We start from the raw sequence: 13988 nt of genomic DNA on the forward strand, positions 1-13988 counted from the left end.
GTGGAAAGTGGCATGAATCGGGGATTCCCGCTACCAAATTCGCTGGCGTCTTTAGCTATAATGGCCCACAATCCATCGGACACCTGCCGGACCAAGGTTCGGCCATGAGCGCGTTTGCCTGAACGGGGAAGCACATGGGTCGCAGCGCGCTCGACGTGATGCATGCACAGACAACAACAATGAGTTCAGATCGACTCCCCGCCGGCGTCTCTTTGGTCGAACCTTCGACCCTGGCATCGGCAATCGCCGAGGCTCACGCCGCGGTGCCGGCCCCGGCATTGTCCCGGGCGCTGGTCGAGCTGACCGGCGGACTCTCGGCGCACGTTGCTGCCGACGGCCGTTTCCTTTTCATTGCCGAAGCCTCCCTGCGCCTGCTGGAATATTCGCGCGAGTACACCGATCACGCCACGCTGTTCGAGCTGACCGGTATCGAAGATGTGCCGACGCTGCAGGATGCCTTCTCCGCCGCCCAGATGCTCGGCCCCAGCAGTGCACCGTGCGCCTGCTCCGCGGTCTGACGGACCGGGTCTGGATGCGTCTGCGCATTGCCCAGTACACGCCCCGTATCGCCGGAACGAGCGCAACGTTCGTCGTGCACGGCGAGGACATCACCGCGTTCAAGGAAAACGAAGCACGCCTGTCCGATCTGGCGGTGCGCGATGCGGTGACCGGGCTGGGGAATCGTCAGTACATTCATCAATGCATTACCGAAGCCATCCAGCACGCGCGTGAAGGCGGGCCGAACTTTGCCGTCGCCCTGCTCGACCTGGACGGCTTCAAGAAGGTCAACGACTCGCTCGGCCACGACGTGGGCGATCAGCTCCTGTGCGACGCCGGCCAACGCCTGATCGCACAGATCCGCGAGACGGACATGGCCGCGCGCATGGGCGGCGACGAGTTCGTGCTCGTGCTGCCCGGCTGCGACGACGAACAGGCGCTTGGCGGCATCATGAAGCGCCTGCTCTCGGCGGTGCAGCAACCGTTCCAGGTTGGCGACCAGTTGCTGCACCTCACCACGAGCATCGGCGTGTCGTTTTATCCCCACCATGGCGACTCGGCCGGCCTGCTCATCAGGCACGCCGACGCCGCCATGTACTGCGCCAAGGATCGTGGCCGCAACGGCCTGTTCGTCTATACAGACGATCTCGGCGACCTGCACCGCAAGGCGTTTTCGCTCGAATCGGCGATGTTCGAGGCGATTCACAATGGCGAATTCAGCCTGCACTACCAGCCGATCTGCGATCCGATCTCGCTGAACGTGAAGGGTGTCGAGGCGCTCATGCGCTGGCATCCCGCGCTCGGCCCGGTTTCACCGGCCGAATTCATTCCGCTGGCCGAGGCCAATGGCCTGATCAACCTGCTGGGCGGCTGGGCATTACGCGCCGCCTGCATGCAGCTCGCGCGCTGGGATCGCACCCGGCTCGACGGGCTGTACATGTCGGTCAACGTCTCGGCACAGCAATTTCACCATCCGTCGTTCCCGAGCCTGGTCTGGCAAGCGATTGCCGATTCGGGCGTGGAAGGGCACCGGCTGGTGCTCGAAATTACCGAGAGCGTACTGATGCGCGACCCGGAACAGGCCAATCTGGTGCTGCGCGAGTTGCAAACGCTGGGCGTGCGCTTCTCCGTCGACGATTTCGGCGCGGGCTACTCGAGCCTGGGATACCTCAAGCGTTTCCCGCTCTCCGCGCTCAAGATCGACCGCAGCTTCGTGAAAGACATGCCCACGTCATCGAATGACCGTACGATTGTGACGGCAGTCCTGGGACTGGCGCGTGAGCTGGGGCTGTCGGCGGTCGCCGAAGGGGTCGAGACAGAAGAACAACGGCAGATGCTGATCGAGCGCGGCTGCCATTCCATCCAGGGCTGGCTGGTGTCGAAGGCCCTGCCTGCGGGAGAACTGGAGGCGGCCTTTGCGAGCGGGCGTCTCAATGTGGATGCCGGCCACTGACCGGATAACCCCGCTACCATGAGCCTGACCAAAGAAAAAACGCTCGAATTATTGTGGCAGCGCCTGGCTGAGCGCGGCGAGTTTCCGTCGCTGCAGCGCTCCGTCAGCGGCATCGTGAGCGCCATGCAAAGCGAGAACACGAGCACGGCCGACCTGGCGGCGTCGGTGCTCTCCGACTTCGCCCTCACCCAGAAAGTGATCCGCCTGGCCAACTCCGCCATGTATGCGCCGTTCGGCTGCAACGTGACGACGGTCTCGCGCGCCATCATGATTCTCGGTGTCGACACGATCGGCCACCTCGCCCTGAGCCTGAAACTGCTCGAGGGTTTCGGCGAGGTCGCCGCACAGCGCGACGACATGGCCCGCGAACTTGCGCGCGCCACGCTCGCCGGGGCGTTCGCCCGTGACATCACCGCCAAGAATGGCATTCGCGACGGCGAGGAAGCCGTAGTCTGTACCTTGCTGCACCATGTCGCACGACTGCTCGTGACCTATTGCTTCCCGGCCGAATGGGGGGAAATCCAGACCCTCGCCGCAGCGCAAGGCATCAGCGACAGCGACGCCTGCGAGCAGGTGCTCGCCATCTCGTTCCCGGAGTTGGCCGAAGCGGCGGCCCGCAAGTGGGGCTTGCCGGAATCGATCGCGACGAGCATGCGCCCGATCGATCTGGAGGGCGACACCCCGCTCTCGCATAGCGACTGGCTGTGCGCGGTGGCGAACATGTCCAACGAGATGGTGACGGAACTCACGCGCGGGGCCGACCCGGAGCGTCTGGCCGAATTGGCGGAGCGCTATGCCGAGCGTCTCGCGCTGGACGTGCGAGACGTGGTGTCCGTGGGCGAAGAAATGGTGCGCGACACGAGCCACCAGGAATTCATTGCGATCAGCACCAAGGCATCGGGCACGCGCCAGCCGCCGGCGGGCAAGCCGCTGGACTCGGCGCGACGTCTGGCAGACGGTCTCTCGGAAGTTCGGGCCGCCACGGGCGAGACCGACGCGGTCGGTCTGCTCAACCTGACGCTCGAAGCGATCATGCAGTCGCTGGGTTTCGCCAACTGCGCGGCCTTCGTGCGCGTGCCGGCGGGCAAGTCGTTCGAGCTGCGCTTCGGCATCGGCCGCGACGTGCAGCCCGTGCTGGGCCTGTCGTTCCCCGAAGCCTTCGAACCGGACGTCTTCCATCTGGCACTGACCAACGGCCGCGCGATTCTGATCGACAACGCTCGCGAGCCGCGTATCGTGCCACGTATTCCGATGTGGCACCGTGAGCATTTCTCGAACGTGAAGTCGTTCTTCCTGCTGCCAGTTCGCCAACGTAACCAGACCGTGGCGCTGCTTTACGGCGACTGGGGCGGCACGCTGTGCGCGGGAGGCATCGGCGCGAAGGAGCTGGAATTCCTGCAGCACATGGGCAACGAGATCTCCAGCAAGCTCGATAGCGTGGCACAGCAAAGCGGCGGCGCGGGCAATACCGCCAATGCCAGCGACATGCTCGCCCGCAAGGCGTCCGGCACAACCGGCACACGCTGAGCCGCGCAGCCTGACGGCGTTGCGGCGGGGCGATATCCCGGCATCTCACTGTCGCCGAGATTCATACGCCAGTTGCAATCTTTAGTATTGCGGATTCGATATGATCCTCGGCGCGCGGCCAACGTCTGCCGCACGGTGCGGTACGATTCGCACACATCCGATCGCGTTCCGCCCTCTCCCGCCAGTCACTCCCCTGCGACGTCGCGACCATACGGCATAAGGCTTTCCGGGAAGTCGCCCGCTGCGGCGCCAACCGGCGTACCCTGTCGCGATGCCTCAATTTTTCCCCATGACGCCCCGCCGGGGGGCAATCACGACGCACCCCCGACCATCCGCTCTGCATTTTTGACGGCACTCGCTGCGCCTCGGTAAAAAATTTACGCTCGGTTCCACCATGTAAATCGATTCGTACCGTCGGACCAGGAGAAGACATGACGCAATCTGCTGCTGCACCGGTGCATCCGGTCGACGAGCGCCTGCCGCTCCCCAAGTTGTTCACGCTGGGACTGCAACACGTACTGGTGATGTATGCGGGGGCGGTGGCGGTACCGTTGATCGTCGGCGGTGCGCTCCACATGTCGGTCGATCAAGTCGCGTTTCTGATCAACGCCGATCTGTTCGCCTGCGGGATCGCCACCTTGATCCAGACACTCGGCCTGTGGATCTTCGGCTTGCGTCTACCCATCATGATGGGGGTGACGTTTACCGCCGTCACGCCGATGATCGCCATCGGCACGAATCCCGATCTCGGGTTGCTCGATATCTATGGCGCGACCATTGCCTCGGGCCTGATCGGCATTCTGATGGCGCCGCTCATCGGCAAGCTGCTGCGGCTGTTCCCACCGGTGGTGACCGGGACCGTCATCACGGTGATCGGCATCTCGCTCATGGGCGTGGGCATCAACTGGGCGGCAGGCGGCTTCGGCAATCCCGATTACGGCAATCCGCTCTATCTGGGCGTGTCGTTCGCCGTGCTCCTGTGCATTCTGTTCATCACCAAGTACGTGCGCGGCTTCTTCGCCAACATCGCGGTGCTGCTGGGCATTCTGTTCGGCACGATCGTGGCGATGGCGCTGGGCAAAGTATCGTTCGCGGGCGTATCCGACGCGCCGTGGTTCGGCTTCGTCATGCCGTTTCATTTCGGCGTGCCACGCTTCGATCCGGTTGCCATTGCGACGATGACGCTGGTCATGCTCGTGACGTTCATCGAATCGACCGGCATGTTCCTGGCGGTGGGCGACATTGTCGGCCGTCCGGTCGACAGGAAGACGCTGGTGCGCGGCTTGCGCGTCGATGGGCTGGGCACGATGATCGGCGGCATCTTCAACACGTTCCCCTACACCTCGTTTTCGCAGAACGTGGGGTTGGTCGGCGTGACCGGTGTGAAGAGCCGCTGGGTGTGTGCCATGGGGGGCCTGATCCTGATCGCGCTGGGCTTGTTTCCGAAGGTGGCACACGTAGTGGCGTCGGTGCCGCAGTTCGTGCTGGGGGGCGCGGGCATCGTGATGTTCGGCATGGTGACGGCCACGGGGGTGAAGATTCTCTCGACGGTGGACCTGTCGAAGAATCGTTACAACCTGTACATCATCGCAATCAGTATTGGCGTGGGGATGATTCCGGTGGCGTCGGACAAGTTCTTCATGAAACTGCCGCATGCGCTCGCCCCGTTCTTCCACAGCGGCATTCTGCTCGCGTCGATCAGCGCGGTGCTGCTCAACGCGCACTTCAACGGCTTGCGCAGCGAAGCCGAAGCGAGCGCCCTCGCGCAGGCGGCCGGCAAGCAGGCCGACGCCGCGCATTGAGCAATGGCATGACATCCGTCGACGCGCGACGGCAACGGCTGACGTGTCGTTGGGGGGAGCATCACGCCGCAGCGAGAAGATCCCGGGCACGTCGCTTGATGTCGCGCAGCACGTCGGCCATGTTGGCGCGTGCGATCTCGGCATCGTACTGGTTTTGCAGATTGAGCCAGCTCTGTGCATCCACGCCGAAGAACGCTCCCAGGCGCAGCGCCGTATCGACGGTAATCGCACGCTTGCCCAGAACAATTTCGTTGATGCGGCGAGGCGGCACGTCAATGGCCCTCGCCAGCGCATATTGAGAAAGCCCCATCGGGCCCAGCCAGTCCTGCGCGAGAATTTCGCCCGGCGTTGCCAGTGGTACTTGTCGGGTCATTTTTGGCCTCCGTCGACCTGTAGCAAAATCCGCAGAAATATCGGAACGCGCCCGCCTATCGGATCAGTGGTAATCCACGATCTCGACGTCAGAAGCGTTGCCCGCGTCGAAGCGGAAACACAAGCGCCACTGATCGTTGATACGAATGCTGTACTGCCCCAGGCGATTTCCTCGCAGTGCCTCGAGTCGGTTACCCGGCGGTGCGCGCAAGAAACCGAGTGTCGCGGCGGCATGCAATTGCTGAAGTCTGCGCATCGCGGCCCCTTCGACTGCGCGCCAGCGCCTCACCCGGCATCCGTTGAATAACAACGCCGTATCCCTGCATTTGAAATTTTCGATCACAATTAATAACGCAACACGTTATTAACGCATGGCGCCAATAGTAAAGCGAGGCGCCAGTCACGTCAACAAAGAAGAGGCGAGATCCACGCATGGCAGGGGGCCGGAGACACCTCATCCTATCGAAGTCCCCTTAGTGAAAGTTCCGACTCGAGATCGTGAGTTCGCCGAGCATCGACGAGAGATCGACCAGGCGATGCGCCACCAGATGGGTCACACGCTCCTCACGTTGCCAGACCCCTTCCACCCCCAACAAGGACGATGCCAGCAACGCCTTGCGCTGCGACTCGACCAGATCGGGCCAGACGATCACGTTGATGACGCCCGTTTCGTCTTCCAGCGAGACAAAGACCGTGCCATTGGCCGTGCCCGGGCGCTGCCGTCCCGTCACAATGCCCGCCGTGCGCACCCGGCGTCCGTGCACGCCCTCGGCCTGCAAATCCCTCGCCGTTCGCACCCGCATCCGGGTGAGCGTCTCGCGCAACAGCAGCAGCGGGTGACGCCGCAGCGTCAGCCCCGTGCTCGCGTAATCGGCCACGATGTCCTGCCCCTCGGCCATCGGCGGCAGCGCCACTTGCTCGTCGGCACTGCCCGGCACCGCGTCGCGCAAGAGCGTCGCCCCAGCAGCGGCGTGGGGGGCTGCCATGCGGCGACCGCCCAGCGCGCCTGCCGCCGACCGCCGAGCAACGCCGACAGCGCGTCGGCGGCCGCCAGGGCATCGAGATCCCGACGTGACAACGCGGCCCGCGCGGTCAGATCGTCGATATCCGTCAACGGCCGCTGCCGACGCGCACGCTCGATCGCATGCGCCCCACCGTCGGACAAGCCCTTGACCAGCGACAGCCCCAGCCGCACCGCCGGTCGTCGGGCATTGCCGTACCGCCCGATGCGCGCCTCGGGACGCGACTCGACATCGCTCACACAAACGTCGATCGCGCGCACCTCGACATGATGTCGTCGCGCATCCTGCACCAACTGCGACGCCGAATAGAATCCCATCGGCAAACTGTTGAGCAACCCGCACAGGAACATCTCCGGCGCATGACACTTGAGCCACGCACTCGCATAGGCGAGCAGCGCGAAGCTTGCCGCATGACTCTCCGGAAAACCGTACTCGCCAAAGCCCTCGATCTGGCGGCAGATGGCCTCGGCAAACTCGCGCGGATAGCCGTTTTTCAGCATCCCGTCGATAATGCGGGTCTGGAATTTCTCGAGCCCGCCCTTGCGTTTCCAGGCTGCCATCGAACGGCGCAACTGATCGGCGTCGCCGGCCGAGAAATCGGCGGCGATCATCGCGATCTGCATCACCTGCTCCTGAAAGATCGGCACGCCCAGCGTGCGCTCGAGCGCCGCCTTGATCTCCTCGCGCGGATAGACCACGTCCTCCTTGCCTTGTTTGCGACGCAGATACGGATGCACCATCCCGCCCTGAATCGGCCCCGGCCGCACGATCGCCACCTCGATCACCAGGTCGTAGAACTTGTCCGGCTTCAAGCGCGGCAACATGCTCATCTGCGCACGCGACTCGATCTGGAAGACACCCACGGTATCGGCGCGACGAATCATGCCGTACGTCGCCGGATCGTCGCGCGGAATGTCCGCCAGCGAGATCGGCTCACCGCGCCATTCCCCCAGCAGATCGAGCGTGCGGCGCAACGCGCTCAGCATGCCGAGCGCCAGCACGTCGACCTTGAGCAGCTTGAGCGTCTCGATATCGTCCTTGTCCCACTGAATGACGTAACGCTTGTCCATCGCCGCCGGCGCAATCGGCACCAGGCGCGAGAGCTTGTCGCGCGAAATCACGAAACCGCCCACGTGCTGCGACAAATGCCGGGGAAAGCCGATCAGCCGGGCGACCAGATCGGCCCATAGCCGCGTGGTCGGGGCGTCGGGCGACAACCCTTGTGCCGCCATGCGCGCGAGCAGATTCTCGCGACCATCCCACCATTGCTGACTCTGCGCGACCTGCTCGACAATCGACAGATCGATGCCCAGCGCCCGCCCCGTGTCGCGCACCGCACTGCGCATGCGATACGAAATCACCGTCGCGGCCAGCGCCGCCCGGTCGGTGCCGTACTTGTCGTAGATGTACTGGATCACCTCTTCGCGCCGCTGATGCTCGAAGTCCACATCGATATCGGGCGGCTCGTTGCGCTCCTTCGACAGAAAACGCCCGAACAGCACCTGCACCTCGTCAGGATTGACCGCCGTGATTCCCAGGCAATAGCACACCGCCGAGTTGGCCGCCGACCCGCGCCCCTGGCACAGGATGTTCTGGCTGCGGGCGAACCGCACGATGTCGTAGACCGTCAGGAAATACGGCTCGTACGCCAGCTCCCGGATCAGCGTCAGTTCGCTTTCGATGAGACGACGCACCTTCTGCGGTACCCCGTTCGGATAGCGCCGCGCCGCGCCGGCCTCGACTTCCTGATGCAAATACGTCACCGGCGTATGCCCGGCGGGCACCAGTTCCTCGGGATACTCGTAACGCAGGCTGCGCAGATCGAAATGGCAACGCGAGGCGATCGCAACCGTTTGCGCCAGGGCGTCCGGCGGATAGAGCCACGCGAGCCGCAACCGCGTGCGTAGATGCTGCTCCGCATTGGCGGCGAGCGCCAATCCGCAAGCCTGCACCGGCTTGCCCAGTCCAATGGCGGTGAGCGTGTCCTGCAACGGCTTGCGCGAGCGCACATGCATGAGGACATGGCCGGTGGCGACGAGCGGCACGTCGCACTCGGCGGAGATCGCCCGCAACCGGGCCAGATGCGCGTCGTCGTCGGCTCGGTGACGACGTTCGAGCGCGAGCCACACGCGTCCTTCGCCGAACGTCTGTGCCGCCCAGCGGGTTTGGGCCAGCGTGCGCTCGGGACTCGCGCCGGTCTCCGGCACCAGGATCATCAGGCACCCCGGCAGACCCCGCAGATGCGCCTGCCCGGTTGCCGGCGCGCTGAAGTCTCGCGCGTGCAACCGATAACCGCGCTTCGGGCCGCGCATGCGACCGAGTGTAATCATCTCGGAAAGATTGCCGTAGCCTTCGCGGTGCTGCGCAAGCGCGACCAGATGCACACTGCCCAGCGCGGCTGCGCTGTCCTCGGGCGTCAGACGAAACTCGCTGCCCACGATCAACGACACCGACGGATGCTGCACCGCCTCGGCCAGTGCGCGAACGACACCGGCCAGCGAGCACTCGTCGGTCATCGCCAGCGCGGTGTAGCCCAGGTGCGCGGCCCGCGCGATCAGTTCCTCCGGATGCGACGCGCCACGCTGGAACGAGAAATTCGACAGGCAGTGCAGTTCGGCATAGGCAGGCAGGCTGCCGTCGTCGGCAGCACGCGGATCGGGGGGCGCCGCCGGATCGGCGCCGGCCGCGTCGGCACGCTCATCATTGGCGGCCAGCCCTTCGGTCGGGCCTTGCCACGGTAGGAAATCGTCGAAATTCATCGCACAGCGGACCCGCCGGACTCAGCCGAACAGGCCATGCAAGTACCACGCGGCATCCGCCCCATTCACGGGCCGCTCGCGAAACACCCACAGCAACGCCCCGTGATATCGGCCGCAATGAAGTAGTCGCGCGTGACGGTGCCTGGCTCCCACCAGCCGGCTTCGATACGCTCAGGACCGCTCATCAGTTGTAGCGGCCCTGCCGCCACGGGCGCTCCTGACGTACGCCGAGGCGCTGCGGCACATCGAGCAGCCACGCCGGGCGCGGCGGCAACAGGGACTCGCCATCGGGCCGATGACGGACCGCGCCGGACATTGTGACGTGGGAGGCATGGGAAGGATTGCCGGACACCCCATACGGCACGCTGACGAATGCCGCCTCGGGCCGGTGATCGCCACGCACCTGCAAACGCCGCACGTGCTCGTCGCCCAGCCGCGCCGCCACACGCTCCATCAGTTGCACAAAATCCTGCCGGGCGCGGCCCGGCTCCGGCAGGAGCGAGCCGCTTTGCGGAACATGGGGCGCCGTCTGCGTGACATCGAGCCGCAACGTCAGCACCGGGGCCACCAGTGGCGAGCGGGCCAGCCGCTCCTTGCACAACGACAGCAAGTGCGCGGGCGCCGCACTCGCTTCGGCAAGACGGATGTCGAAACGCGTCGGTGCCAGCGTTTGCCGCCCAAGCGGCTCATGCTCGAGCACCAGCGCGAGCGCGCGCGTGGCCAGTTGCCCGGCGGCCAGCCATCCCGTGAGTTGGGCGAGCAGACGGCGCAGACCGAAGAGCAGCACGTCCACGTCATGCGTGAGCGACGGCAGCGGCAGCACCGCCTCGAAATGGGGCGGGGCGCGATACCAGGCGGGGGCTTCCGGCGTCTCGCCATAGGCCCGGGAAAGCGCAGCGGGTAGTTCCGCACCGCAGCGGCGCCTCACGCCCGCCGCAGGCAGCGCGCGCAGTTCGCCCAACGTCGCACAACCGATTTGCGCGAGCCAGTCGAGCCACGGCTGCGCCTCGGGCAACAAGGCGACCGAGCGGGAATCGAGGGATTGCGGCAGCGTCATCGGCGTCGGTGGTGTCGATGGCAACCGCGGCGGCCCACCAGGAGCACCGGCACGCGCGAGCAACGCCGCCGCGCTGGCCGTGGCGGCAAGGCCCAACGACGCCCGGTGCCCGAGCGCCTCGGCACTCTCAAACACCTGCGCCGCCAGCGATGCCAGACCGCCAAACAGACGCAGGCTCGGTGCCACGTCGATCAGCACGCATTGTGGCGAGGCGATCGCAACGTCGGGGCCGAAGCGCAGCAAGGCCAGCGCCAGCGCTTCGAGCGCGACCGTCTCGGCCGCTTCGTCGCGATCGTGGAATCGTGCCTGCGGCAATAGCGCCAGCACGCCGCCACGGCGCATGCCGGGTTGCACGCCGGCTGCCTGCGCCGCCTCACTCGCCTGCCAGACACGCGACTGCGCCAGCACGACCGTCGTGTCGGTCAGCGTGTCAGCCGGTGTGAGCGGAGAGGCGATCTCGAGCGCCAGATAGGGCAGATGCAGGGCGATCCAGCAAGCCATGCGAGACTCCGGAAACAGAAACCAAAGGCACCGTGGACGGTGTGGACGAAGGTGCCGGACCGGGCCCGACAGGCCCCGGCCGCGCATCGTCGGCCGCGCCCGTCACCGGTTGCGAGACATGCGCATACGGCGCGGGCAACGTCAGCCAGAGCGGCTCGAGACGCGGCGGCCCCGCCGCTTGTGAAACTGCACGCCGAGGCGACTCCCCGGCCCAACGGCAAGCCCCAGTCGCAACGGTGCCGCCGAGGCGGTCGCGACGGCGGCGGGCCCTCGCACCACCCAGGCCAGCGTCTCGCCGCCACCGGCCGCGACCTGAAGCCGCCGGATCTGCTCGGGCGTCGCGGCCGGAAGCCAGGTGAGCACCGCCCCGCAGCACGCGCTTTTGAGGGCCTGCTCGGCACACCAGAGCATGTCGCGATCCTCCGCCTTCAGGCCGCGTGTGCCGCGCGCCCGAGGCGCCTGACGTGCCGGGCTCACCGAACGCATCACGACACTGAGCCAGCGCAGATCGATGCCCCATCCCGCCAGTGCCGGGGCATATGGCAGCATCGGCGGGGCAATCACCATCACCGGCTGGCCTGCCTGCGTGAGATCGCGTAGCGCCGGGGCCAGCAACCGCCATTCACCGATGCCCGGGCGCTCGCTCAGCAACTCCGTCACCGCACCATGCGGCCACCCGGCGCCGGGCAGCTCGGCGTCCAGCGCGGCAAAACCCGTGGTGTGGCCAGCACGGTGGCAATGCGCCAGTTCACTGGCGCGCCACAGCCCGGCAGGCAAAGAGGAAAGTGGCAGGGTCATCGCGCACCCAAAATACTGTATGAATGTACAGTATAGCAGTTCATCTGCCACCGCCGCGATATCCGTGACCTTGCCGCCGCCATGATCGCGCTTGCCGGCAGGCGCCGGCCCGGCTACCGTTGGCGTCATCGACCGATCTCCTTTCCTCATGCCGCTGCCGACCACCGCCACTGCGCCCTTCTGCCCTTCCGAAGTCAAAGGCAGCATCGTCATCGACGCGCGCGAACCCCGCTGGATCAAACTCAAGCGTTTTGCCGGCCCAGGCCTGCTCGTCGCCATCGGCTATATGGACCCCGGCAACTGGGCGACGGACATCCAGGCCGGATCGCAATTCGGCTATTCACTGCTCTGGGTGGTGGCGCTCTCCAGCCTTGCCGCCATCTTTCTCCAGATGCTCGCTGCCCGGCTGGGACTGGTCGCCGGGCGCGACCTCGCGCAGGCGAGCTACGAGCGCTACGGGCGGGCGGGACGACTCGTCCAGTGGATCACCGCCGAGATCTCGATCGTCGCCTGCGATATCGCCGAAGTCCTGGGCTGTGCGCTCGCCTTCAAGCTGTTGCTGGGGGTGCCGATCGCCTGGGGCATCGTCCTCACCGCGCTCGACACGATGATCGTGCTCGGCCTGCAGGGCAAAGGCTTCCGTCAGATCGAAGCCATCGTCTTCGGCTTGATCGGCACGATGGCGCTGTGCTTCGTCGCGCAAGTGGCCATGGTGCCGCCCGATTGGCATGCGGTGGTCGCCGGTCTTGTGCCGGGTGCGCCCAGCCACGACCGGCACGATGCCCTCGTGCTGGCGCTCGGCATCGTCGGCGCCACGATCATGCCGCACAATCTGTACCTGCACTCGTCGGTCGTGCAGACGCGGCGGGTGGTCGGCGGCAAACGCGGCGACGTGCGCGACACCCTCGCGCTGGTGCGCATCGACACATGGGTCTCGCTCGCGCTCGCCATGTGCGTGAATGCGGCCATTCTGATACTGGCGGGTTCGGTATTTCACGCCAGCGGCCAGACCAACGTCACCGATATCGAGCAGGCATATCGGCTCATCACGCCGCTCGCGGGCGGCGCCGCGGCCTTCCTGTTCGGCATCGCCCTGCTTGCGTCGGGACAAAGTTCCACGCTCACGGGGACCATCGCCGGGCAGGTCATCATGGACGGCTTTCTGCACGCCCGGATCCCCTGCTATCAACGTCGTCTGATCACGCGCGGGCTGGCGCTCGTGCCCGCGCTGATCGGCGTGCTGTGGCTCGGCGACGGCGCCGTGGGCAAGCTGCTGGTGTGGAGTCAGGTGCTGCTCAGTCTGCAACTGCCGTTCGCCATGTGGCCGCTCATCCGCTCGGTGAGCGACCCGCGCGTGATGAACGGCAACACGCTCGGGCGTCCCGCACAGGCGCTCGCGTGGGGCCTCTTCGCGGTCATCACCGCCACCAACCTGCTGCTCATCGTTGGGCTGGACTGAGGTCGCGCAAACGGCGACGCGACGCGCGTCAGCGTCATCGTCGCCATGCCCGCCGGCTTTACAGCCCGAGTTCGGTCAATCCCGGATGATCGTCGGGACGGCGTCCCTGCGGCCAATGGAACAGGCGCTCGCCTTCGGTGATGCGCGAGTCGTTGATGCTGGCATGGCGCTCGGCCATGAGCCCTTGCGCGTCGAACGCCCAGTTTTCGTTGCCATATGAACGGAACCAACTACCCGAATCGTCTCGCCATTCGTAAGCGAACCGCACCGCGATGCGATTCTCGGTAAACGCCCACAGTTCCTTGATTAGCCGGTAGTCGAGTTCGCGTTGCCATTTACGCGTCAGGAATTCGACGATCTGCTCACGGCCACGCGGAAATTCGGCCCGATTGCGCCAGCGGCTGTCGACCGTATAGGCCAACGCAACCCGCGCAGGATCGCGCGAGTTCCAGCCGTCCTCGGCCATACGAATCTTCTGAATTGCAGTCTCACGCGTGAATGGCGGAAACGGCGGGCGGGCTTCACTGTCGGCCATGACAACACTCCTATCGAAAGTATGAGGGGAAGGCCGTGCGAGTGTATCGCCAAGCTGCACTTGGCGCTTGGCGCAGGGGCGCGCATACCTCCGTCGACGCACTAACACGACAATGCTGCATGCTAAGATCAGCACCCCTTACCAAATTCGAAAAAAGCAAAGCCAACCGAGCGGCAAGGGAACCAGATGCCCGTCACGGATCGAT

At 65.5% G+C, this 13988-nt stretch carries 10 protein-coding genes and 1 pseudogene; 5 read left to right on the plus strand and 6 right to left on the minus strand.

Features of this window, described 5'->3' with window-relative positions:
* Positions 1–134 precede the first annotated feature (134 nt).
* From DRB87_RS15390 to DRB87_RS15405, 4 genes are all read left to right on the plus strand, one after another.
* The gene (locus DRB87_RS15390) at positions 135–518 is read left to right on the plus strand and encodes a hypothetical protein (protein WP_130026520.1); all 384 of its coding nucleotides are present in this window, start codon (positions 135–137) and stop codon (positions 516–518) included.
* Complete coding sequence (locus tag DRB87_RS15395; protein WP_130026521.1) at positions 497–1951, plus strand: bifunctional diguanylate cyclase/phosphodiesterase; 1455 nt, start codon at positions 497–499, stop codon at positions 1949–1951. Before DRB87_RS15390 ends, DRB87_RS15395 begins: the two co-directional genes overlap by 22 nt.
* 18 nt (positions 1952–1969) lie before the next feature.
* Positions 1970–3478 (plus strand): HDOD domain-containing protein, encoded by a 1509-nt coding sequence (locus DRB87_RS15400; protein WP_130026522.1) that lies wholly within the window; start codon positions 1970–1972, stop codon positions 3476–3478.
* A gap of 431 nt (positions 3479–3909) precedes the next feature.
* Positions 3910–5280 (plus strand): nucleobase:cation symporter-2 family protein, encoded by a 1371-nt coding sequence (locus DRB87_RS15405; protein ID WP_017231792.1) that lies wholly within the window; start codon positions 3910–3912, stop codon positions 5278–5280.
* A 61-nt stretch (positions 5281–5341) separates the two neighbouring features.
* Here the strand turns inward: DRB87_RS15405 and DRB87_RS15410 are convergent, their stop codons facing one another.
* The 5 genes and pseudogenes from DRB87_RS15410 to imuA form a co-directional block, all read right to left on the minus strand.
* The gene (locus DRB87_RS15410; protein WP_130026523.1) at positions 5342–5653 is read right to left on the minus strand and encodes a HigA family addiction module antitoxin; all 312 of its coding nucleotides are present in this window, start codon (positions 5651–5653) and stop codon (positions 5342–5344) included.
* 63 nt (positions 5654–5716) lie between these two features.
* Entirely contained in the window at positions 5717–5998 is a 282-nt protein-coding gene (locus DRB87_RS15415; protein ID WP_281352581.1) for a type II toxin-antitoxin system RelE/ParE family toxin, read from the minus strand.
* 127 nt (positions 5999–6125) lie between these two features.
* Positions 6126–9433: pseudogene (locus DRB87_RS15420) on the minus strand (error-prone DNA polymerase).
* Between the two features lie 184 nt (positions 9434–9617).
* Entirely contained in the window at positions 9618–10991 is a 1374-nt protein-coding gene (locus DRB87_RS15425) for a DNA polymerase Y family protein (protein ID WP_165385332.1), read from the minus strand.
* 141 nt (positions 10992–11132) lie between these two features.
* Positions 11133–11918, minus strand: a complete 786-nt coding sequence (imuA, locus tag DRB87_RS15430; protein WP_165385333.1) for a translesion DNA synthesis-associated protein ImuA — start codon at positions 11916–11918, stop codon at positions 11133–11135.
* Between the two features lie 19 nt (positions 11919–11937).
* Here imuA and DRB87_RS15435 point away from each other — a divergent pair, with 19 nt between their 5' ends.
* Entirely contained in the window at positions 11938–13248 is a 1311-nt protein-coding gene (locus tag DRB87_RS15435; protein WP_130026527.1) for an Nramp family divalent metal transporter, read from the plus strand.
* 58 nt (positions 13249–13306) lie between these two features.
* Here the strand turns inward: DRB87_RS15435 and DRB87_RS15440 are convergent, their stop codons facing one another.
* Complete coding sequence (locus DRB87_RS15440; protein WP_017234183.1) at positions 13307–13783, minus strand: nuclear transport factor 2 family protein; 477 nt, start codon at positions 13781–13783, stop codon at positions 13307–13309.
* Positions 13784–13988 lie beyond the last annotated feature (205 nt).

Origin of the sequence: Pandoraea sp. XY-2 (assembly GCF_004193915.1) — a bacterium.
GTDB lineage: Bacteria > Pseudomonadota > Gammaproteobacteria > Burkholderiales > Burkholderiaceae > Pandoraea > Pandoraea cepalis.

Coding starts and splice junctions, on each gene's coding strand:
- DRB87_RS15390 (WP_130026520.1), top strand. CDS start 135: ATGGGTCGCAGCGCGCTCGACGTGATGCATGCACAGACAACAACAATG.
- DRB87_RS15400 (WP_130026522.1), top strand. CDS start 1,970: ATGAGCCTGACCAAAGAAAAAACGCTCGAATTATTGTGGCAGCGCCTG.
- DRB87_RS15405 (WP_017231792.1), top strand. CDS start 3,910: ATGACGCAATCTGCTGCTGCACCGGTGCATCCGGTCGACGAGCGCCTG.
- DRB87_RS15410 (WP_130026523.1), bottom strand. CDS start 5,653: ATGACCCGACAAGTACCACTGGCAACGCCGGGCGAAATTCTCGCGCAG.
- DRB87_RS15425 (WP_165385332.1), bottom strand. CDS start 10,991: ATGGCTTGCTGGATCGCCCTGCATCTGCCCTATCTGGCGCTCGAGATC.
- imuA (WP_165385333.1), bottom strand. CDS start 11,918: ATGACGCCAACGGTAGCCGGGCCGGCGCCTGCCGGCAAGCGCGATCAT.
- DRB87_RS15435 (WP_130026527.1), top strand. CDS start 11,938: ATGCCGCTGCCGACCACCGCCACTGCGCCCTTCTGCCCTTCCGAAGTC.
- DRB87_RS15440 (WP_017234183.1), bottom strand. CDS start 13,783: ATGGCCGACAGTGAAGCCCGCCCGCCGTTTCCGCCATTCACGCGTGAG.